The 20,351-nt window shown below is 64.4% G+C and carries 15 protein-coding genes; 5 read left to right on the top strand and 10 right to left on the bottom strand.

All coding sequences use genetic code 11. The features are described from left to right. The first annotated feature begins 4 nt into the window (after positions 1-4). Positions 5-2,215, top strand: coding sequence for an FAD-dependent oxidoreductase (locus WA950_RS02350; protein ID WP_424550074.1), 2,211 nt, complete (start codon positions 5-7; stop codon positions 2,213-2,215). A gap of 72 nt (positions 2,216-2,287) precedes the next feature. Here WA950_RS02350 and WA950_RS02345 read toward each other — a convergent pair whose 3' ends face one another. The 4 genes from WA950_RS02345 to WA950_RS02330 all read right to left on the bottom strand — a co-directional run bounded on the left by WA950_RS02345 (position 2,288) and on the right by WA950_RS02330 (position 6,279). Next, the gene (locus tag WA950_RS02345; protein ID WP_424550073.1) at positions 2,288-3,343 is read right to left on the bottom strand and encodes a sensor histidine kinase; all 1,056 of its coding nucleotides are present in this window, start codon (positions 3,341-3,343) and stop codon (positions 2,288-2,290) included. After that, entirely contained in the window at positions 3,344-3,790 is a 447-nt protein-coding gene (locus WA950_RS02340) for a response regulator (RefSeq protein WP_424550072.1), read from the bottom strand. After that, on the bottom strand, positions 3,787-5,283 hold the full coding sequence (locus WA950_RS02335; RefSeq protein ID WP_424550071.1) for a sensor histidine kinase: 1,497 nt from the start codon (positions 5,281-5,283) through the stop codon (positions 3,787-3,789). Before WA950_RS02335 ends, WA950_RS02340 begins: the two co-directional genes overlap by 4 nt. Before the next feature lie 114 nt (positions 5,284-5,397). Beyond that, positions 5,398-6,279, bottom strand: a complete 882-nt coding sequence (locus WA950_RS02330) for a DMT family transporter (RefSeq protein WP_424550070.1) — start codon at positions 6,277-6,279, stop codon at positions 5,398-5,400. Between the two features lie 188 nt (positions 6,280-6,467). Between WA950_RS02330 and WA950_RS02325 the strand changes: the two genes are divergently transcribed. Next, positions 6,468-7,373, top strand: coding sequence for a DMT family transporter (locus WA950_RS02325; protein ID WP_424550069.1), 906 nt, complete (start codon positions 6,468-6,470; stop codon positions 7,371-7,373). 93 nt (positions 7,374-7,466) lie between these two features. Further along, complete coding sequence (locus WA950_RS02320; RefSeq protein ID WP_424550068.1) at positions 7,467-8,129, top strand: S24 family peptidase; 663 nt, start codon at positions 7,467-7,469, stop codon at positions 8,127-8,129. Positions 8,130-8,146: 17 nt separating this feature from the next. On the opposite strand, the gene WA950_RS02315 is transcribed toward WA950_RS02320, so the two are convergent. After that, positions 8,147-9,028 carry a transporter substrate-binding domain-containing protein gene (locus WA950_RS02315; RefSeq protein WP_424550067.1) on the bottom strand — a complete coding sequence of 294 codons (882 nt, stop codon included), beginning with the start codon at positions 9,026-9,028 and terminating at the stop codon, positions 8,147-8,149. 56 nt (positions 9,029-9,084) lie between these two features. Here WA950_RS02315 and WA950_RS02310 point away from each other — a divergent pair, with 56 nt between their 5' ends. Next, the gene (locus WA950_RS02310; protein WP_424550066.1) at positions 9,085-11,031 is read left to right on the top strand and encodes a glycosyltransferase family 2 protein; all 1,947 of its coding nucleotides are present in this window, start codon (positions 9,085-9,087) and stop codon (positions 11,029-11,031) included. A 5-nt stretch (positions 11,032-11,036) separates the two neighbouring features. Here WA950_RS02310 and WA950_RS02305 read toward each other — a convergent pair whose 3' ends face one another. The 5 genes from WA950_RS02305 to WA950_RS02285 all read right to left on the bottom strand — a co-directional run bounded on the left by WA950_RS02305 (position 11,037) and on the right by WA950_RS02285 (position 19,388). Continuing rightward, positions 11,037-13,070, bottom strand: coding sequence for a beta-galactosidase (locus tag WA950_RS02305; protein WP_424550229.1), 2,034 nt, complete (start codon positions 13,068-13,070; stop codon positions 11,037-11,039). A 111-nt stretch (positions 13,071-13,181) separates the two neighbouring features. Continuing rightward, positions 13,182-16,211, bottom strand: coding sequence for an aminotransferase class III-fold pyridoxal phosphate-dependent enzyme (locus tag WA950_RS02300; RefSeq protein ID WP_424550065.1), 3,030 nt, complete (start codon positions 16,209-16,211; stop codon positions 13,182-13,184). 11 nt (positions 16,212-16,222) lie between these two features. Then, positions 16,223-16,864: an SDR family oxidoreductase gene (locus WA950_RS02295; RefSeq protein ID WP_424550228.1), complete on the bottom strand. Its 642-nt coding sequence runs from the start codon at positions 16,862-16,864 to the stop codon at positions 16,223-16,225. Between the two features lie 16 nt (positions 16,865-16,880). Next, a complete protein-coding gene (locus WA950_RS02290) occupies positions 16,881-18,536 on the bottom strand; it encodes an amino acid ABC transporter permease (protein ID WP_424550064.1) in 1,656 nt (551 codons plus the stop codon). A 105-nt stretch (positions 18,537-18,641) separates the two neighbouring features. Then, positions 18,642-19,388 (bottom strand): transporter substrate-binding domain-containing protein, encoded by a 747-nt coding sequence (locus WA950_RS02285; protein ID WP_424550063.1) that lies wholly within the window; start codon positions 19,386-19,388, stop codon positions 18,642-18,644. A gap of 509 nt (positions 19,389-19,897) precedes the next feature. Here WA950_RS02285 and WA950_RS02280 point away from each other — a divergent pair. Further along, positions 19,898-20,351, top strand: a 454-nt coding sequence (locus WA950_RS02280; RefSeq protein WP_424550062.1) for a GDP-mannose 4,6-dehydratase, incomplete at its 3' end; no start/stop codon positions are given.

Raw genomic sequence — 20,351 nt, 5'->3', positions numbered from 1 at the left:
AACCATGAGCGCATACAAGAACTTCACCATCGAGACCGACGCCGACGGCATTGCGCTGGTCACCTGGGACATGCAAGACAAGTCGATGAACGTCTTCACCGTCGAGGTGATGGACGAACTCGACGCGATCATCGATCAGGTCGTGGCTGACGCCGCCGTCAAGGGCGTGGTCATCACCTCCGGCAAGTCCTCCTTCTCCGGCGGCGCCGATCTTTCGATGATCAAGGCGAGCTTCGATCTCTTGAAGGATGCCGAAGCCAAGGATCCGGCGACCGCCGTCGAAAAGCTCTTCGAGGCCACCGGCCGCATGACCTGGCTGTTCCGCAAGCTGGAGACCTGCGGCAAGCCGTGGGTATCCGCCATCAACGGCACCTGCATGGGCGGCGCCTTCGAAATGTCGCTCGCCTGCCACGGCCGCGTCGCCTCGAACGCCAAGTCCGTCAAGATTGCGCTGCCTGAAGTCAAGGTCGGCATCTTCCCCGGCGCCGGCGGCACCCAGCGCGTACCGCGCCTTGCCAATGCGCAGGACGCCTTGCAGATGATGACGACCGGCTCCTCGCTGACCGGCGCACGCGCCAAGGCGATGAACCTCGTCCATCAGGTCGTCGAGCCCGACCAGCTCATCCCGGCTGCAAAGCAGATGATCAAGGATGGCCTGAAACCCGTCCAGCCATGGGACGAGAAGGGCTTCAAGGCCCCCGGCGGCGGCATCTGGACGCCCGCCTCCGCCCAGCTCTGGCCCGCCGCCCCGGCGATCCTGCGCCGCGAGACATCCGGTAACTATCCGGGCGCGCTCGCTATTCTCAAATGCGTCTATGAAGGCCTGCAGGTGCCGTTCGAGACGGGCCTGAAGATCGAGCAGCGCTACTTCACGCATATCCTCCAGACGACCGAAGCCTTCTCGATGATCCGGTCGCTGTTCATCTCCATGCAGGAACTCGGCAAGGGCGCGCGCCGCCCGGCCGGCCAGCCGAAGTCGGAGCTGAAAAAGGTGGCCGTCGTCGGCGCCGGCTTCATGGGCGCATCCATCGCCTATGTGACGGCCGCCGCCGGCATCCCGGTCGTGTTGATCGACCGTGACCAGGAAGCCGCCGACAAGGGCAAGGCGCATTCCGAAGGCCTCGTCACCGGCGCCATCGGCAAGGGCCGCATGTCGAAGGAGGACGGCGAGAAGCTGCTTTCCCTCATCACCCCGACACCGGGCTATGCCAGCCTTGCCGATGCCGACCTCGTCATCGAGGCCGTCTTCGAGGATCGCAACGTCAAGAAGGACGTGACGGAAAAGATCGAGGCCGTGCTGCGCGAAGACGCCATCTTCGCCTCCAACACCTCGACGCTGCCGATCACCGGCCTTGCGAAGAACTCCAAGCGCCCGAACCAGTTCATCGGCATCCACTTCTTCTCGCCGGTCGACAAGATGATGCTGGTGGAAGTCATCCTCGGCAAGGAAACGGGCGACAGGGCGCTTGCCACCGCGCTCGACTATGTTGCCGCCATCAAGAAGACGCCGATCGTCGTCAACGACACGCGCGGCTTCTACGTCAACCGCTGCGTCTTCCGCTACATGGCCGAAGCCTATGACATGCTGATCGAAGGCGTGCCAGCGGCGATGATCGAGAATGCCGCCAAGATGGCCGGCATGCCGGTCGGCCCGCTGTCGCTCAACGACGAGGTCGCCGTCGATCTCTCCTACAAGATCTTCAAGGCCTCCATTGCGGATCTCGGTCCGCAATCCGTCGATCCGCGCCACATGGAACTGGTGACCAGGCTGGTGGAAGGCGAAGGCCGCCTCGGCCGCAAGGCGGGCAAGGGCTTCTACGACTACCCGCCGAAGCCGGCCAAGAAGAAGCTGTGGCCGGGCCTGAAGGATCTCTACCCGCAGCAAAAGCCGGATGAGGTCGATATCAAGGTGATCAAGGAGCGCCTGCTCGTCACCATCGCGCTCGAAGCGGCCCGCACCATGGAAGAGGGCATCGTCACCGATCCGCGCGAGGCCGATGTCGGCTCCATCCTCGGCTTCGGCTTCGCGCCCTATACCGGCGGCACGCTGTCCTACATCGACGGCATGGGCGTGAAGAATTTCGTCGCGCTTTGCGAAAAGCTCGCCGCCAAGTACGGCAGCCACTTCCAGCCGACGCCCCTTCTCAAGGACATGGCCGCCAAGGGCGAGACCTTCTACACCCGCTTCGCGCCGGAAACGAAGAAGGCGGCCTGAGCCGCCTTCCATTCCATCATGCGGTCCGCCGCCTAGAAGACCCGGATGTTCCTGCATCCGGGTCTTTTTTCGTCAGGCCGGCCGCGCGGTCTGCGCGGTGCGCACCATGATCTCGGCGCGCGTGCCGACATTGCGGCTGGCATAGTCGAGCCTTGCCCCGAGGCTGCCGGCCATGGCGCCGATGATCTTCGTGCCGAGACCGGTGCCCTGCACGGGGCCTTCGCCGCGCCAGCCGATGCCGTCGTCCTCGACGAAGAGCAGCGCGTTTCCCGCATCCAGGCGCGTGAAGCTGACACGCACCTCGCCGCCCGCCTCGCCATAGGCATATTTGAAGGCGTTGGTGACCAGCTCCGTCACGATGACACCGAGCGAGACGGCCTGGTCGGTCGGCACATGCAACGGCTCCAGCGTGCGGTGGAGCCGCACATTCCGGCCCTGGCCCTTCATCGACGTGTCGAGTTCGGAGAGCAGCGTCGACAGGTATGCGCCCATATCGACATGGCGCACGTCCTCGGACGTATAGAGGCGACGATGGATGCCGGCGATGGCGGTGATGCGCGCCTGCGTTTCGGAAAGCGCCTCTTTCACCGCCTCATCGGAAGCGCTCGACATCTGCAGGCGGATGAGTGCCGCGGCGAGCGCCAGCGAATTGCCGACCCGGTGGTTCACCTCGGCCAGCAGGATCTCGGCACGCTCCTTGGCGAGCCGGATTTCCAGCTCTGCCCGGAACTTCGCCCGCTTCAGCTCGGCGTTCTCCAGCGCCTGGCCGAGCGCATTGGCCAGAAGCGGCATGAATTCGTCGCCGACCGACTTGATGACATAATCGGATGCGCCGGCCTTCAGCGCCTCGACGGCGACCTGGGCATCGTTCGAGCCCGTCACATAGACGACCGGTGCCGGATCCTGCGCCCCGGCCAGTTCCTTGAGGAAGAAAAGCCCCGTCCCTGCCTTGAGAAAATGATCGAGCACGATGGCGTCGATGCTGCCATCCTGAAGCAGCTCGCGGCCCCGCTCCACATCCTCGGCATGCAGCACCTCGTAGCCGAGACGACCGAGCGCCCGCTCGGCAAGCCGTGCGAGGATCGGATCGTCGTCGATATAGAGGATACGGACGGCGCGGTCCTTCATCTACTGCGTCTCGGGGATCTGGATCACGGAGAAGAACAGGCCAAGCTGGCGGATCGCATGGGCGAAGCTGTCATATTCCACCGGCTTCGTGATGTAGACATTTGCGCCGAGATCGTAGCAACGCTGGATTTCACGCTCGTCGTCGGTCGTCGTGAGGATGACGACCGGCAGGCGCCTGGTATGGATGTTCGACTTGATCTTCTGCAGAATATCGATGCCCGACATGTCCGGCAGGTTCAGATCGAGCAGGATCAGCAGGAACCGGCCGGCGCTGACGACGCCCGAACGGTCCTTGCCGAGCACGAAATCGAGCGCGTCCGTGCCGTTGGCGAAGGGAACGACCTCGTTGTGCACGCCGGCGCGGCGGATGTTCTTCTCGATGAGGCGCGCATGGCCCTCATCATCCTCGATCATGACGATGGTGACTTCCTTGCCCAGTCCGTTCATGCCTGCATACTCCTGACTACCTTGCTGAGGTCGGGCGGCAGACGAAGCGCAAAGGTCGTCCCCTTCCCGAGTTCGGATCTGATGACGATATCACCGCCAAGATTGCGCATCAGTGAACGCACATGCGCAAGGCCGATGCCCTCGCCCGGCTTGTCCTGTGCGCCCGAGCGACGGAACAGTTCGAAGACCCGCTCGTGGTCTTCCGGCGCGATGCCGCGCCCGTTGTCGGTGAATTCGATGACGAAACCGGCCCGACCGACACCGCGGGCGCTGACGGAAATCCTGAGCGGCCGGTCGGGCGAACGATACTTGACGGCATTGTCGAAGAGATTGCCGAAGACCTGCTCGAGCGACAGCCGGTCGGAAATGACGGTTGGCATTGTATCGTCGATCGTGATCTCGCCGTCGGATTCGCCGACCTGGTGGCCCACCGCCGCAGCCCCCGTCTCGGCAAGCCCTTTCAGGTCCACCTGTTCGATCCTGAGCTCCCGCCGCCCGTCGCGCGAGATCTTCAGGATGGCGTTGATGAGGCCGTCCATCTTCTTCGTGGAGGAGCGGATGAAGCCGATCGCCTCCGGCAGGTCCTCGGAAGCCGCGCGGCGGGCCTCCAGGATATCGTCGGCGCTCGGCGGCTTGCCGTCCGAGAGCACATAGCTCTGGATCGCGGCGAGCGAGGCTTGCAGCTCGCTGGTGAAGCCCATGATGTTGACGAGCGGCGCACGCAGGTCGTGCGTCACGATATAGGCGAAGCGCTGAACTTCCTGGTTGGCGCGGATCAGCTCTTCCGTCCGCTCGTCCACCCGCCTTTCCAGCGTGGCGTTGAGCGTCTCCACTTCCCGGCGCGCGACGATGATGTCGCGCGTGTATTGCGCGACGACCAGCGCCGCGCCGCCCATCACGCCGATGATGACGATCGCACCGATCACGGTCGTCCATCGCAGGGCAGTGGCGGACCAGAGCGTATCGACGACACCCTCCTGCAGACGATGCTCGGCATCGTCCATGATGTCGCCGAGCTGATCGCGAAGCTGGTCCATCAGCACCCGGCCGCGATCGGTCTTGACCTGCTCGACCGCCTCGGCCGGTTTGCCCTGCTCGACGGCCTCGACGGTCGAGGCCAGCTCGGCGAGCTTTTCCGACACGAGGCGCGTTATCTCGGGGATGCGCTCGGCATAGCGCGGGAAGCGATCCGCCTTCTCGGCCAGATCCTTCTGACGTTCCGCAACGGCTGTCAGCGCCTCGTCATAGGGCTGGCGGAAACTCGCGTCCCCCGTGATGACGAAGCCCCGTTGCCCGGTTTCGGCATCCTTGAGGGTCAACAGCAGGTCTGCAGCGGCGCTGCGCACCTCGCGCACCTCGATGAATTCCCCGAAATGGGCCTGGACCTTGCCCACCAGCCATAGCGACGTAGCAACGATGCCGAGCAGCGCTATCATGCCTGCAACGAGCAGGATGACGGTCGAGCGCACGAACGCAGCGTTCGAAATCGGCATTCCACCCCCCCAGGTTAAAACTGCCTGCCGGACGACAATAGCGTCATGAGACCTGCACACAACCAACGAACGTTAAAAATCGGGAATTCTTTCGGTTAGCTCGCAACTTACCCCTCATATCCGGACGCGCGAACGCCCGTCGAACCGCTCGCGGGCGATGATGATCATGCCGGCGGAAAAGATCAGCGCCGCACCGACAAAGACGTTCGAACCCGGCACGTCGCTCCAGATGAGATAGCCGAGCGCGAAAGCCCAGACGAGGGAGGTATATTCGAAGGGAGCAAGCACCGAGACCGGCGCGCGGCGCATGCCCTCGAACATGGCGAACTGGCCGATGCCGGCAAGCACACCCGTTGCCATCATCAGCGCGAGATCGACGAGAGACACCGGCTGCCAGACGAAGGGGACGGCGAGCGCCGTGAATACAACGAAAAACCCGCTGGAGATGGTCATCTGCACCGTCGTGCGCTCATGCAGTGCCGTTTTGCGCAGCAGCACCGTCGCAATAGCCCAGAAGATGGCGGCCTGCAGAGCAAGATAGACGGGCAGCGACAGCGTCAGCCCCTTTGCCGCGATCCCGCAGGCTATGACCACGCCGGCGAAACCGACGACAACGGCAAGCCAGCGGTAGCCCGGCACCTGCTCACCGAGGATCGGTACGGAAAGGATCGTCATGACGACGGGCGAGGCATAGTAGAGCGTCGTCAGTTCGGCCAGACCAAGGTCGCGCGCGGCGTTGTAATAGCAAAGCCAGGCGGCAAGCAGCAGGATGTTGCGCAGGAAGAGCGGCTTGAGCACCGGCGAGTGGCGCGCGTCCCGCAGCAGCGGACGCCTGCCGACAAGGATACAGAGCGAGAAGATCGTCACGCTGCGCACGAACAGGATCTGCCAGACCGGCAGAGCCACGACGAGCCATTTGACCGACGCATCCTGCAGGGAGAACAGGAAATAGGCGAAGGACGTCAGCAGGATGCCGGAAGAAACAGTCTTGTGCACGCAAGTAACCTCGACGCGCGGAACAAGACCGCGTCCTGCCTTGATAGCGCGCGCCGCATTCCAGCGAAAGTGGTTGAAAATCGCAGGGTGAGGAAATTTTTCCTGCGCTCGCCGTTCCCGACGCGAAATGTCCGCCGGCGGGCAAGTTTGGGCGTGCAACCAGCGCGGGGCCGGTATATGCGCGGGCCATGGACACCAAACGACTCGGCTATGCTTTCACCCTGCTCGCGATCGTGATCTTCAGCCTGCAGGACGCCATTTCGAAACATCTCGGCAGCGCCTATCCGCCTGTCTTCATCGCCATGCTGCGCTTCTGGGCGTTCGGTGCTTTCGCGATGGCGCTGGGTGCCCGCAGCCCCGGTGGCCTGCGGGCGGCGGCGGCAACGAAGCGGCCGTTCCTGCAGATCCTGCGCGGCGTCCTGCTCGCCTTCCAGATCGTGATCGTCATTACCGCGTTCAGCACGGTGGGCCTTGCCCATTCCCAGGCGATCCTCTCCTCGGGGCCGATCTTCGTCGCGCTTCTCTCCATGCCGCTTCTCGGCGAGAGGGTCGGCTGGCGGCGCTGGACGGCGATCGGCGTCGGCCTGTGCGGCGTCCTGATCGTCCTCAACCCGGCTGGCAGTTCCTTCGACGCAAGCGTTCTGCTGCCGCTCGTCGGCGCACTGATGTTTGCGATCTACGTCATCGTGACGCGCCTTGTCAGCCGCGACGATCCGGCCTCGACGAGCTTCTTCTACATCGGCGTTGCGGGGGCGGCGGCGATTTCGTTCGTCGGCCCGTTCTTCTGGACCAATCTCACGCCCGTTGACTGGCTCTGGATGGGCCTGCTCTGCATCACCGGCATGGCGAGCCACTATTTCCTGATCCGCGCCTATGACCTGCTCGATGCGGCGGCGGTGCAGCCGCTCACCTACCTCCAGGTCGTGCTGGCGGCGATCATCGGCGTCAGCGTCTTCGGTGAAACACTCAGCCTCAATACGGTCGTGGGATCGATGATCGTCGTCGGCGCTGGCATCTTCACCATCTGGCGTGAAAGCGTCGTGGCGCGCCGGCGGGCGCGGGAGAATGCCGGCCAAAACAGCACAGGAATATAATCCTTTTTCCTTTACTCGCCAAACGACCTCCGATATGCTTGGGACAATCGAACCGGCACCGGCCGGTTCGCCGCCTTGGCAGGGTTTCGCAGCATGTTTTCCCACGACCGGATCTGGGCGGCGATCGACGCCCTCGCAGAGCGATACCGGCTCTCCCCGTCCGGCCTTGCCCGCCGCGCCGGGCTCGACCCGACGTCCTTCAACAAATCCAAGCGGCAGGCAAACGACGGTCGCCAGCGCTGGCCCTCGACCGAATCGATCGCCAAGGTGCTCGATGCGACCGGCGCCTCCATCGACGAGTTCTTCACGCTGTCGGATCCGGCGCGCGACGCCGCGCTCCCCCATGGCGCCTTTCCGCCACAGACGGGCAGTATCCCCCTGCTCGGCTTCGCCCAGGCCGGCGCCGGCGGCTTCTTCGATGATGGCGGCTTTCCGGCCGGTCAGGGCTGGGACGTGGTGGAGTTTCCCGCCTCACCCGACCGCAAGCCCGGCGTCTATGCGCTGGAGGTGCAGGGCGACAGCATGCTGCCGCTCTACCGCGACGGCGACGTGCTGATCGTGGAGCCAGGCGCTCAGGTGCGCCGCGGCGACCGGGTCGTCGTCAAGACCCGCGAGGGCGAGGTCATGGCCAAGGTCCTGCACCGGCAGAGCCCGCGCGCAATCGAGCTCGTCTCGCTCAACCCCGAGCATCCGAACCGCAACTTCGATATAGACGAGATCGACTGGATCGCCCGTATCATCTGGGCAAGTCAGTAAGTAATTACTTACCTACATCAACCGCCGTAAAGATTGACCGGGAAATAGCGCAGGTAGATTTCCTGCAGGCGGCCGCTGCGCGAGAGCGCCAGAAGCGCATGGTCGACAGCCCCGGCAAGCGCCGCATCCTCCTTGCGCAGCATGATCGTCAGGCCCTCGCCGAGAAACCTTTCCGACGCATAGGGACCGTCGAAAAGGCGGCAGCATCCCGCCGCTTCCGTGCCGTTCGTCCAGAAGGCAAGCTGCATGCCGTCACCGAAGGCCGCGTCCACCTTGCCGTCCTTCAGACTGGCGAACAGGGCCGTCCGATCCGGGAAGGCCACTGCCTGCACCTTGGGGAAAAAGGCCTTCAGCATGGCCTCATGTGCGCTTGCCGTAACGACGCCCACCCGCTTGCCGTCGAGCGCTGGCGCCGTCTCGCCGGAAAGCGTCGCCTTTTTCGCCACGGCAAAGCGTGCCGGAAGGCGCATGAAGGGGCGCGAGAAGGCAAAGCGCTTGCGCAGCTCCGCCGTGACGGCAATGCCCGCGGCAATCGCCTCGCCATTGCCGTCGACCAGCGCCTTTTCCAGTTCCGGAAAGGTCACGGCCTGGATCTGGCACTTCTCCGTCAAAGCAAGTTCGCGGCAGATCTCGCGCACCAGATCGACATGGAAACCCGCAAGCTTGCCGGTCTGATCGATGAAGTTGAACGGCGGAAAATCCACCGTCGTCAGGAAGCGCAGGCGCACGATGCCGGACAGGTCCGGCCGGGCGATACGTTCGCGGGTATCGAAGAGGATCGGCAGGTCGACCGGCGCTTGCTGCTGCGCGGCAGCGGCAAGTGGGTTCACCGTCGCCATCAACAGGCAAAGCGCAAAAAGCCCACGTGATTTAAGGGATGAAATTCTGTTTTGCCGCATTACAATCAACTTGGGGTTTCATGGGGGCGCAGCCGTTGATACGGCGGCGATGGCTGATGCGACTGGCAGAATATCCCGACGACATCGCTTTCGCCACTGCAATCGGCATTCTGCCGGTGCAACGGATGCCACCTGCCGAAGACCGGCAGGTTCCTGCGCGCCTCATGGCGGAAGCGCGGTTTTTCCGCCGACTGGGCCTGTCAAAACCCCTGATTTCCGAAATGCTGGTGCAGGCCGGCCGGCACGGCACGACGCTGGAGGCCGAGCTTCTCGCCAGTGGAGCGATCGCGCAGGACATCTACTACGAAGCCCTCGCGGAAATCCTCGGCCTGCCCTTCCTGCGCGAGCTGGATTCTTCGCAGGTGATCGACCTTCCCGGCGCCGACAGCCAACTCGTCGAGCCGACACTCGTCAGGCTTCACCAGCCCAATCGCGCGCCCGTGACGGCGATCGTGCCCAGTGCCGAACGGATCGGCAATATTCAGGAGCATCTGCAATCCTGCCCGTCCCTGCGTACGATGATGGTCTCGACCACCCCAACCGCCATGCGGGCCGCGCTCTGGCAGGCAGGCCATAGCCGAAGGCTTCGCGAGACGGTCGACCAGCTGTTCGGCGGCGCGCCCGAATGCAGCGCCCGCATCACGCTCTGGGGACGGCAGGGCTTTTCCATCGGCATGGCCCTCACGCTTCTCTTCATGTTGCTCATCACGCAGCCGGAGGCCGTGCTGCTTCTGCTGCATATCCTCTTGGGGCTGTTTTTCTTTGCCACCGTCGTCATCCGCGTGATGGCATTCCTGGCCAAGTGGCAGGAGAAACCCCGCTTACGCCCGGCACCCCTCCATCGCCGGCGCCCGGTCTATTCCGTCTTCGTGGCGCTCTATCGGGAGGCGGCGGTCGTACCGCAACTCATCGCGACCTTGAACCGGCTCGAATGGCCGGCGGCCTGTCTCGACATCAAGCTGATCTGCGAGGCAGACGACCGGGAGACGCTCGATGCGCTCGCCGCTGCCGGACTTGGCCCGCAATATGAAGTGGTCGCGGTGCCGCCCGGCCGGCCGCGCACCAAGCCGAAGGCCCTGACCTACGCGCTGGGCGCGGCCCGCGGCGACTATCTGGTGATCTACGACGCGGAGGACCGGATCGATCCGCTGCAACTGGAGGAGGCCTGGCGGACCTTCGAGGCCGGGCCGCCAAACATCGCCTGCCTCCAGGCGCCGCTCATCATCACCAATGCGCGGGAAAGCTGGATCAGCGCGCTCTTCGCCCTCGAATATGCCGGTCTTTTCCGCGTTCTGCTACCGCGTCTGGCGGCTGCCCGTATGCCGATGCCGCTCGGCGGCACGTCCAACCATTTCCGCAGGCGCGTGCTGCAGGACGTCGGCGGATGGGACCCCTACAATGTTACGGAGGATGCCGATCTCGGGCTCCGGCTCTACCGGCGCGGCTATCGCTGCGGCGTCCTCAGCCGTCCGACCTATGAGGAAGCGCCGACCGAGATCCGCGCATGGCTCGGCCAGCGCACCCGCTGGTTCAAGGGCTGGCTGCAAACCTGGCTCGTGCTGATGCGCCGGCCGTCGCAACTCGTCAAGGATATGGGTCTGGGGCCCAGCCTCGTCTTCCAGGTGCTGGTCGGCGGGCTGATCCTGTCCTCGCTCGCCCACCCGCTCATCCTTGCCTATGTCGGTGTCATCGCCTGGCGGTTCCTCGTCCTCGAGGCAACGGCCGTCGGGCCGCTCGACCTGACCTTGTTCACGCTCGACATCCTCAACATTGCCGGAAGCTACCTGGTGTTCATCGCCCTCGGCCGCATCGGCATGAACCGGGAGGAACGGCTGGCGGTCGGGCCGCGCTGGTTGCTGACGCCGCTCTACTGGCTGCTGATCTCCCGGGCGGCCTGGCGCGCGGTGGTAGAACTGCGCAGCAATCCGTTTTTCTGGAACAAGACAGCCCATCGCCCGGCGCAGACCAAGGAGCATGTGAAAGCCGTGCCGGGCGCCGGATAGTTTCCCTACGCCCGGACCGGACCGCCGTCTTCCGTCCAGATCGCCACGTCGACGGGAGCAAGCGCGCGGCCGCCGACGAGGAAGGTGGCCGCCGGGCCGGCGGGCACGCTCGCCTGGCTGCTGCCGTAGTTGAAGGCAAAGTGCAGCCGGCCGCGGCGGGCAAGGCGAAGATCGCCAATGTCGGGAAGGCTCGAAACACCCGCCCAGCCGAGCGTGTCGCCCACCAGCAGGGAAAGGAATTCGCCGCACGGCAGCGTGCCGACATAGCGCGTGCGCTCATTGCCGATCACGGCCGGAGAGCCGGTGCGGTGGTCGCCCTCGAAGGTTGCCAGCACCGCCTCGCTGGTGCGGATGACCTCGCGCCAGCCGGTCACGGCATGGCGCGCATTGCCGTAGAGCACCGGCTCGCTGTGGAAATCCGGCAGGGATTCGACGCGCGTCACGCGGAAATCCAGAAGCGCGGCAAGCGGGCCGGGCGGCAGGTCTGCGGGAATATGCATGTCGCGCGTCTTGCTGCCGCTGCGCGGGCCGAACAGTGCCTTGGCGCCGGAGGCCTTCAGCCGGGCGATGAACGCCGCATCCGGCATGACGAGATCGGGCGCAAGCACCAGCCTGTAGCCGGCAAGGTCGGAATGCTGGCCAATGAAATCGACATCCACGCCGAGGCGGGCAACGGCGGCATACCAGTCGAGCGCGATGGCGGAGGCGTTGTAACCGCGTCCCTGCGGCAGGGCGCGGGTGGCGAAACGGGATTCGTAATCGAGCAGGATGGCGACAGACGCCTTTTCCCGCACCTCCCCCTTCGGCAGGCGCGCCATTTCCTCGGCGACCTGCGCAACCTCCAGATAGCCCTGGTCCACCTCGCTGTCGGGCAGCAGCAGGCCGGCGTGGAACTGTTCCTGCGCGAAGGGCGCCTGGCGCCAGCGGAAATAGGACACCATGTCGACGCCATGCGCATAGGCCAGCCACGTCCACAGACGCACCATGCCATCGGCGGGCGACTGGTTGTGCGCGGCCCAGTTGACCGGCCCCGGCTGCTGCTCCATCACCCAGACGCGGCCGCGACCGACCGCGCGATAAAGATCGTGGTTGAAGGCCGTCTGGTCGGGATCGCCGACGCGCAGATAGCGGGCCTTCTCCTCCTCGCTGAGCCGGCCATTGATGAGCCCGCCCATCGGATAGACGTCCCAGGAGGCGATATCGATATCCTCGCCGACCTTGTAGTGGTCGAAGTCGGTGTTCTGCGACATGAAATTGTGGGTGACCGGGCGACCCGGCGCATGCCGGCGGATGAGATCGGTCTGCGCCTTGTTGAAGCTCTTCACCTGATCGGAGGAGAAGCGGAAATAATCGACGAGATGGGTCGGGCTCGGCTCTTCCACGAGGTTGTTGGGCAGGTCCACCTCGTCGAAGCTGCTGTAGTGCATGCTCCAGAACCGGGTGCCCCAGGCGCGGTTCATGTCCTCGATCGTGCCGTAGCGGAGACCGAGCCATTCCCGGAAGGCAAGCTTCGCCTCATCGGAATAGCTGTGAATCGTGTCATGATCGCCGTATTCGTTGTCCGTCTGCCAAGCGTGCACGAAGGGGTTCTCGCCATAGCGGCGCACCATGGCCTCGGTGATGCGGACGGCTTCCACCCGGTAGCGCCGGCTGGAGAAACAGTAGTGCCGGCGTGCGCCGAACTTGCGCACGGTGCCACGCTCATCGACGGGCAGGATATCGGGGTAGCGATCCACCAGCCATTTCGGCGGCGCGGCCGTCGGCGTGCCGAGGATGACCTTGAGCCCGGCGCAACCGAGCACCTCGATCGCCTCGTCCAGCCATTCCCAATGGAAAACGCCGGTTTGCGGCTCGATATGCGACCAGGCGAACTCGCCGATACGCACCCAGGCAAGGCCGAGCTCGACCATGCGCCGGGCGTCCTCGTCCCATTTTTCGCGCGGCCACTGCTCGGGATAATAGCACACGCCAAGCTCCAGCATATCGGCATCCTGCCGGCTGGCGTCGAAGCGGTTCTGATCGGTGAGCGGCTTGTGCACGGGTACTGTCCTTGTCATTCACGGCGCACGCTTCTTGCAGCGCCGCGTTATCACGATGGCGATTAAACGTTTATATCAGCGGTCAAAAGCCCCCCTCCGGGGGGCGGGTCCTCAGCGCGCGAGCGCGCCGAGGGTTTCGTCGAGCGCGGCGAGGAAGCGGTCGCAATCCTCCGCGCTGAAGGGGGCCGGAGGCTTCACCTTCAGCACGTTGTTGTGCGGGCCTTCGCTCGAAAGCAGGATGCGGTGCTTCTGCTTCATCGTGGCGATGACGGCATCGACTTCCGCCGCCGCCGGCTCCAGCGTCTCGCGGTCGCGCACCAGCTCGATGCCGTTGAACAGGCCGTAGCCGCGCACGTCGCCTATCATCGGGTGACGCCCGGCAAGCGCGCGGGCGCCGTCCATCAACCGGTCTCCGATCACCTTGCAATGATGCATCAGCCGCTCGTCACGGATGACGTCGAGCACGGCAAGACCGATTTCCGCCGAGACGGGATTGGCGCCGAAGGTGTTGAAATACTCCATGCCATTGGCGAAAGCGGCGGCGACGGCTTCCGTCGTGACGACCGCCGCCATCGGGTGGCCGTTGCCGATCGGCTTGCCCATGGTGACGATATCCGGCACCACGCCCTGCGTCTCGTGCGCCCACATATGGCTGCCGACGCGGCCGAAGCCGACCTGCACCTCATCCGCAAGGCAAAGGCCGCCCGCCGCCCGCACATGGGCATAGGCTTCCTTCAGGTAGTTTTCCGGCAGCGTGAGCTGGCCGCCCGTGCCCAGAATGCCCTCGCTGAAGAACAGCGCCGGGCGACGCCCCTCCGCCGCCAGCGCCTCGACCTGCCGGCGCACGTCCTCGGCATATTTCCGGCCGGCAGCGGCATCGCCGTAGCGGTATCTGCCGCGATAGAGATCCGGCATTTCGGCGACACGGACATGGGGCGGGCGCCCCGCACCGCCCTTGCCGTCGAACTTGTACGGGCTGACGTCGATCACGCTCGACAGATGCCCGTGATAGGCATGATCGACCGTGATGATATCGCGGTTGCCGGTATAGGCGCGCGCCAGCCGGATCGCCAGATCATTCGCCTCGCTGCCCGAATTGACGAAGAAGCAGACATTGAGCGGATCGGGAAAGAGCGCTGCAAGTCGGCGGGAATATTCCACCAGCGAATCGTGCAGGTAGCGCGAATTGGTGTTGAGCCGGCCCATCTGCGCCTGCGCCGCCTTGACGACGCGCGGATGGCAATGGCCGACGTGGCAGACATTGTTGACCATGTCGAGCCAGCGGTTGCCCACTTCGTCGATGAGATAGGCCCCCTCACCGCCGACGATCTTCAGCGGTTCGGCGGAATAGGCGATGGAGAGCGATCGGCCGATGCGGCGATGGCGCTCGCGCACCAGAAAATCCTTGTCGCGCGCAACGACGACCGCGGCGGGCGTCGTAAAGCCGAAGATGACGCTCGGATCCGGACTCACCGCCCGCCAGACCTGCCACTGGTCGCGCACGCCGACGCCGTGCATACGGCCCTCGAGGCCGAGATGGTCGGTGACCACCTGAAAATGCAGGTGCGGCGACCAGTTGCCGTTTTCCTCGGCCGGGCCGAAGGCCGTGAAGGCTTCGCCTCTGGCAATTTGCTGACCCAAAGAGAGCTTCTGGACGCTTCGGCGGGAGAGATGCCCATAGAGCGTCCAGAAGACATCGCCCTCATCGGTGCGATGTTCGAGAAGAACCGTCGGGCCAAAGCCGAAGGGGACGGCATCGTCGTAGATGAAGGCGACCCGCCCGGCGAAGGGCGCATGCACCGGCTCGTGCGCCGGCGCGAAAATGTCGATGCCGAGATGCACCGTGCGGCGCGCGCCGGCCGAAGCAGTCTCGAAGGCATCGCCCTTGTAGATGGCGCGGTCCTCGCCGTAGAGGCCGATGGAGAAATCCGCGCCAGCCTCGGCCACGCGCCCGTCGATCAGCCGTTCGGCACCGGCCGCATCGAGCGATGCCCAGGCGGCCGCATCCGGCCCTTCCGTCGTCAGGTCGAGCGCAAGCACTTTCGGCCTTGCGACCTGGGGGCGGATGATCGCCGCAAAGTCATGGGCGTTGCGCTCCAGCCAGCGTTCGATGCGGGGAGCGTGCGGGATGGGTGCAAAGCCGCAGGCATCGCGGATGCGGGCGACAGAGATCGCGCGGTTCTGCCGCTGGAGGTGCTGGAGTTCACGCCAGACATCCTCCTGGCTGACCAGCAGGTAGGTGTTTTCCGGATTGTCGCGGATCTGCCGCGCCGCCATGCACATGCTGACGGCATAGCGCGTGCAGACGAGATCGAAGATCAGCTCCGCTTCCGTCTCGCTGATCGCGTTGACGGCATGATAGGCGGCAGCGAGACGGCCGATCGTGTCGACCGGGTCCGGCGTGCCGATCAGGGCATAGGCACCGGCAACGGCGATCTCCACGACGCGGAACGTTTCCACCATGTCGCCGAAATCGAGGAGGCCGCTGACCCGGCCGCCGGCATCGAGCAGCACGTTGTAGTCATTGGCGTCGTTGTGAATGACCTGCCGCGGGCAGGTTTCGAGGCGCGGGCGCACATGCGCAACGAAGCGGTCCAGAATTGACGCCACCGCCGCCTGCTTTTCCGCGTCATCGATGAGGTGGAGGCTTTCCCGCTGGAGATCGGCATGGCCGATATCCCAGGCATAGAGGCGCCTTGCAGCCGGATGGGCAAAGCCTTCGAGGCTGCGGTCGAGTTCACCGAGCAGCCGGCCGAGCGTCGTGACGCTTTCCCTGCCGCGTGCGGCAGCGCGCGACCAGACATCGCCCGGCAGCCAGGTGAGCAGACGCGCGGTGCGCTGACCGCGGATCTCGGCGGCAACCGTCTGCTCGCCTTTCCTGCCCAGCAGCGCACGGGAAACCGGCAGCTGCGGCGCGGCCCCCGCCAGATGGTCGAGCACGGCGATCTGCATGGCAAGGTCGTCTCCATCGCCCGGCGCATGCAGCTTCAGCAGGTAGCGCGCGCCATCCGAAGCCTCGACGCGGTAATTGAGATCGTGCTCGCCCGGCAAGGCCGTGATCGTGCCGGCAAGGCCGTAGCGGTCGCGCAGCAGCGTTTCGATCGCCGCCGTCTCGCCCTGCCGTTCCATCGTCTGCGTCATTGCTTTCTCCATCACCATGCGACCGTCCGGCCATCATACGCCCGGAAACTTCCGGTTTCGGCCATTGTCACTGCGTCGATCAGCGCCTTCAAGCCCCCTGCGCTCTCTGCCACGTCGACAGACGCTTCCGCGCCCCCCATATCGGTTCGCACCCAGCCGGGATGCAGCGAGATGACGGCGATGCCATCGCGCTGGAAATCCTGCGCCAGCTTGACCGTCGCCATGTTGAGCGCCGCCTTCGAGCAGCGATAGGCGTAGTCGCCATCCTCGTCGTCGATCGTACCCTCCGCAAGCGACCCGGCGCGACTGCTGATATTGACCAGCACCTTTCGCCTGCCGGCAACGAGATTGGGCCACAGCGCCCGCGCCAGCAGCAAGGGGGCCAGCGCGTTGATGCGCATGACCTCCAGAAAATCCTCCGCTTCAAGCGAGGCGAGGCCTCCGGTATCGCCGCGAATGGCGGCATTGTTGATGACGATGTCGATCGGCTGGCCTTCCAGCCGCGCGCCAAGCGCGGCAATCGACCCCGCATCCGAAACGTCGAGTGTCTCCCCCGCCCCTTGCCGCAGGCAGGCGATGACGCGAAAGCCGGCCGCCGCATAGAGATCGGCAAACGCCCGGCCGAGGCCGCGCGAGGCGCCGGTGATCAGCACCGTGCCCATCTGTTTCTCAGCGGTGTTTGACGTCATACTTCTTCTCGATCAGGCTGATCAGGCTTGCCGCCGCCAACGTCAGCAGGATGTAGAGGATCGCTGCCGAATTGTAGGGCGCGAAGGGCAGGAAACTTGCCGACTGGAATTCGCGCATGCGCTGCGTGATATCGCGTATCGACAGGATCGACAGCAGCGAGGTGTCCTTCAGGATGGCGATCAGCTCGTTGCCGAGCGGTGGAATGACGATGCGGAAGGCCTGCGGAAGGATGACGAGCCGCGCCGTCTGCCAGCGATTGAGCCCGAGGCTTGCCGCCGCCTCGATCTGCCCGGCGGGAATGGCGTTGATGCCGGAGCGGAAGATTTCGGCAAGATAGGCGGAATAGGCAAGCGCCATGGCGACGATGCCGCGCATCAGGTTCGGCGGGTCGAAGACCCCGGCCGTCGCATCCTTGAGCGCCCCCGAGAGCGGCAGGCCGACATAGAGCACGATGACGAGCATCGGGATGCCGCGGATGGTATCGACGATGAATTCCGAGCCGACCGACAACGGATGACGGCGATGCAGGAAACCGCCGAAGGTGAGAATGCCGGTGACGATGGCAAGAACCGCAAAGGTGATGCCGGCCGCGCGGTCCCGGTCGTTCAGCGCGTCGACGTGCCAGAGGCGCGGCCAGTCGGCGGGCGCGAGGGCGGCCGGCAGCAATGCGCCGCTGACATCCTCCTTCTTGCCGACGGCTTCGATAGCCTGTTGCGGCGTGACGAAGGTGCGCACCGGCGTCTCGCTCGTCGGGCCGCCTTCATACTGGCCGAAGCGCACGGCGCTGATCAGGCTCGAGGGCGTGTTGGTCACGATGCCGACCTTGCCCTCCAGCGTGCCGGCCAGCACATAGCCGTCGCGCGGCTGCAGGAAGAACCAGGCCGACAACGCGGCAAGGACGATGGACATCGCCGCGAAGAGGACGAGGCTCCGGCGCGTATAGCGCAGCTTCAGCAGGCCGACCCAGACGAGGCCGAGAATGGCCGCGAGGATATAGGCGGCGATGGCCGCACGGATTGTCGTGGCAAGGCCCGAAGCGAAGGCGAGATGCGCGAAAAGCAGGACGAAGACGAGACCGGCGCCGTTGAGAAGGCCGGTGAGCCAGGAGCCGGCCCGGCGGGCCGGGCTTTCGGCCGGAACGGCCGCGCGGCTGCCGGCGAAGAGCAGGCCGAGGCCGGCAAGCTGCAGCACCACATAGGCCGGCCACAGCCAGGCCTCCACGCCGCGCACCATCAGGTCGGCGGCTTCCGTCAGCTGGCGCGGCGTGACACCCTTGACGACGAGATCGGACTTGAACGGATCGACGCCGTTCGCCACCACCGAAGCGATAAAGGGGTGGACCAGATCGCCGGCGAGGATGGCGGCCGTGGCGAGGAGGCCGGCAAGGCCCACGGCGATCGTCAGGCGAGGCCGCGCCGCCTTTGCCCGCGACAGGACGAGAACTGCAAAGCCGGCGGAGAAAGCGGCGACGAGCAGCAGGAAGCCTGGCACGAAGGCGCCCGCCCCCTGCTCGATGCCGAGAATGGCGCGCAGCGAGCGCTGGTAGTCGCCCGAAGAGGCGAACAGATAGACGATGAAAGGCAGCGCGGCGAGGATCACCAGGTTGCTGGGCCTCACGCTTGTAACAAACGACATTCCGGCCTCCGGCACCACTGAACCGTTCCGCTTCCCTGCGAGAAGCGGAGTTGCTCCATCTCCTGGACGAGCGGGAGCGCCAACAGCGCCCCCGACCCGTGTTTCTTACTTGAGACCCCAGTATTTGGCGACGAGCTGATCGAGCGTGCCGTCGTCCTTGATCGCCTTCAGGCCCTCGTTGAAGGCGGCGATGTTCTCGTCGCCCTTGCGGAAGACAAGGCCGAGCGGGTCGGATTCGAGATCCTTGATGGAAACGACCAGCTCGCCGGCGAATTCGCGCTCGTAGGCGGCGGCGTTTGCGCCGTTGATCACGACGCCATCGACGTCCTTGTTCTTGAGCGCGATGATGGCGGCGCTGAAGCTGTCATAGGCGGCGACGTTTTCCTTGCCGACGATGCCTTCGGCGACCTGCGCATCCGTCGTGTTCGCCTGGGCGGAAAGCTTGCGGCCCTCGGCCTTGAACGTATCAAGCGTGATGCTCTGGTCTTCGGCGCGCGTCAGCACGGCCTGGCTGTTGATGATATAGGGCTCGGAAAAATCCATCGCCTTCTTGCGCTCGTCGGTGATCGAGACCCCCGAGGCCACGAGATCGAAATTACCCTGGTCGAGTGCGACGAAGATGCCGTCCCAGCCGGTCGTCACGAATTCCGCCTGGCAGTTGATCTTGGCGCAGATCGCGTTGACCACATCGATGTCGAAACCGACGATCTGGCCGGTTGCCGGGTCGATGCTCTCCATCGGCGGCGACGTCGTGTCGGACCCGACCTTCAAAAGCTTGCCGCCGAGATCGGCCGCATGGACGCCACCGGCCGCAAGAACGGCAAGCGCAAGCGTTGCAACGAATTTCCTCATCTCTTCCTCCTCAACCATCGGCGCCGCCACTCCCGGCCGGCGCTCGACAAATCTCCACGGACCAGCGCCGAAAACCAACGCCCTTCTCCATCCCGCAATCACGGTAACAAGGAATAAAAACGTTTTCAAGAAAAAATAAAAACGTTTTTATTATGCCTCGCGCGATACGGAAGGCCACCATTTCGAATGCCAGAACCGGCAACGGGAGCAGGACTCAGAAGGAAAATTCGTGATGGGATCGGCCGGCTGGAGCGGGTAGCGGGAATCGAACCCGCGCGTTCAGCTTGGGAAGCTAGTGGGCTTGCCGAATGATCAAGAGCATGGCTGTAAAATCCGACATTGTGCTCGAACACAATATCAATGACTTAGCGGCCAATTGTAAAACTCAAACTTCTACCATTCGTTGAGCAGATCACGATTGTCACGATAAAACACTCTTATTCGTATTGAGCCTCCAGTATCGCCTATGCTACCTCGAAAACGAGATTTGCAGAGTTCAAGAGAAAAACATGACGATCTTCGTAACGGGCGGTGCGGGTTTCATTGGAAGCAATTTTGTACTGGACTGGGTGGGCGCGTCTGACGAGATCGTCGTCAATATCGACAAGCTGACCTATGCGGGCAATCCGGAAAATCTGAAGACGCTTGCGGGCACTGCGCGGCACATCTTCATGCAGGCCGATATCGGCGATAGCGCCGTCATCTCTGCATTGCTGGAAGAGCACGCGCCGCGGGCAATCATCCATCTTGCCGCCGAATCCCATGTCGATCGCTCGATCCATGGCCCGGCGGCCTTTATCGACACGAATATCGTCGGCACGTTTCGCCTGCTCGAGGCGGTGCGGACCTATTGGAACGAGCTTGCCGAAGACCGCAAACAGGACTTCCGCTTCCTGCATGTGTCGACCGACGAGGTGTACGGCTCGCTGGAGAAAGCGGATCGTCCTTTCGCGGAAACCAACC

It is taken from the genome of Shinella sp. (genome assembly GCF_049651085.1).
Taxonomy (GTDB): domain Bacteria; phylum Pseudomonadota; class Alphaproteobacteria; order Rhizobiales; family Rhizobiaceae; genus Shinella.
Note: the sequence above shows the minus strand (reverse complement) of the source record. Positions and strands in the feature narration are given on the sequence as shown.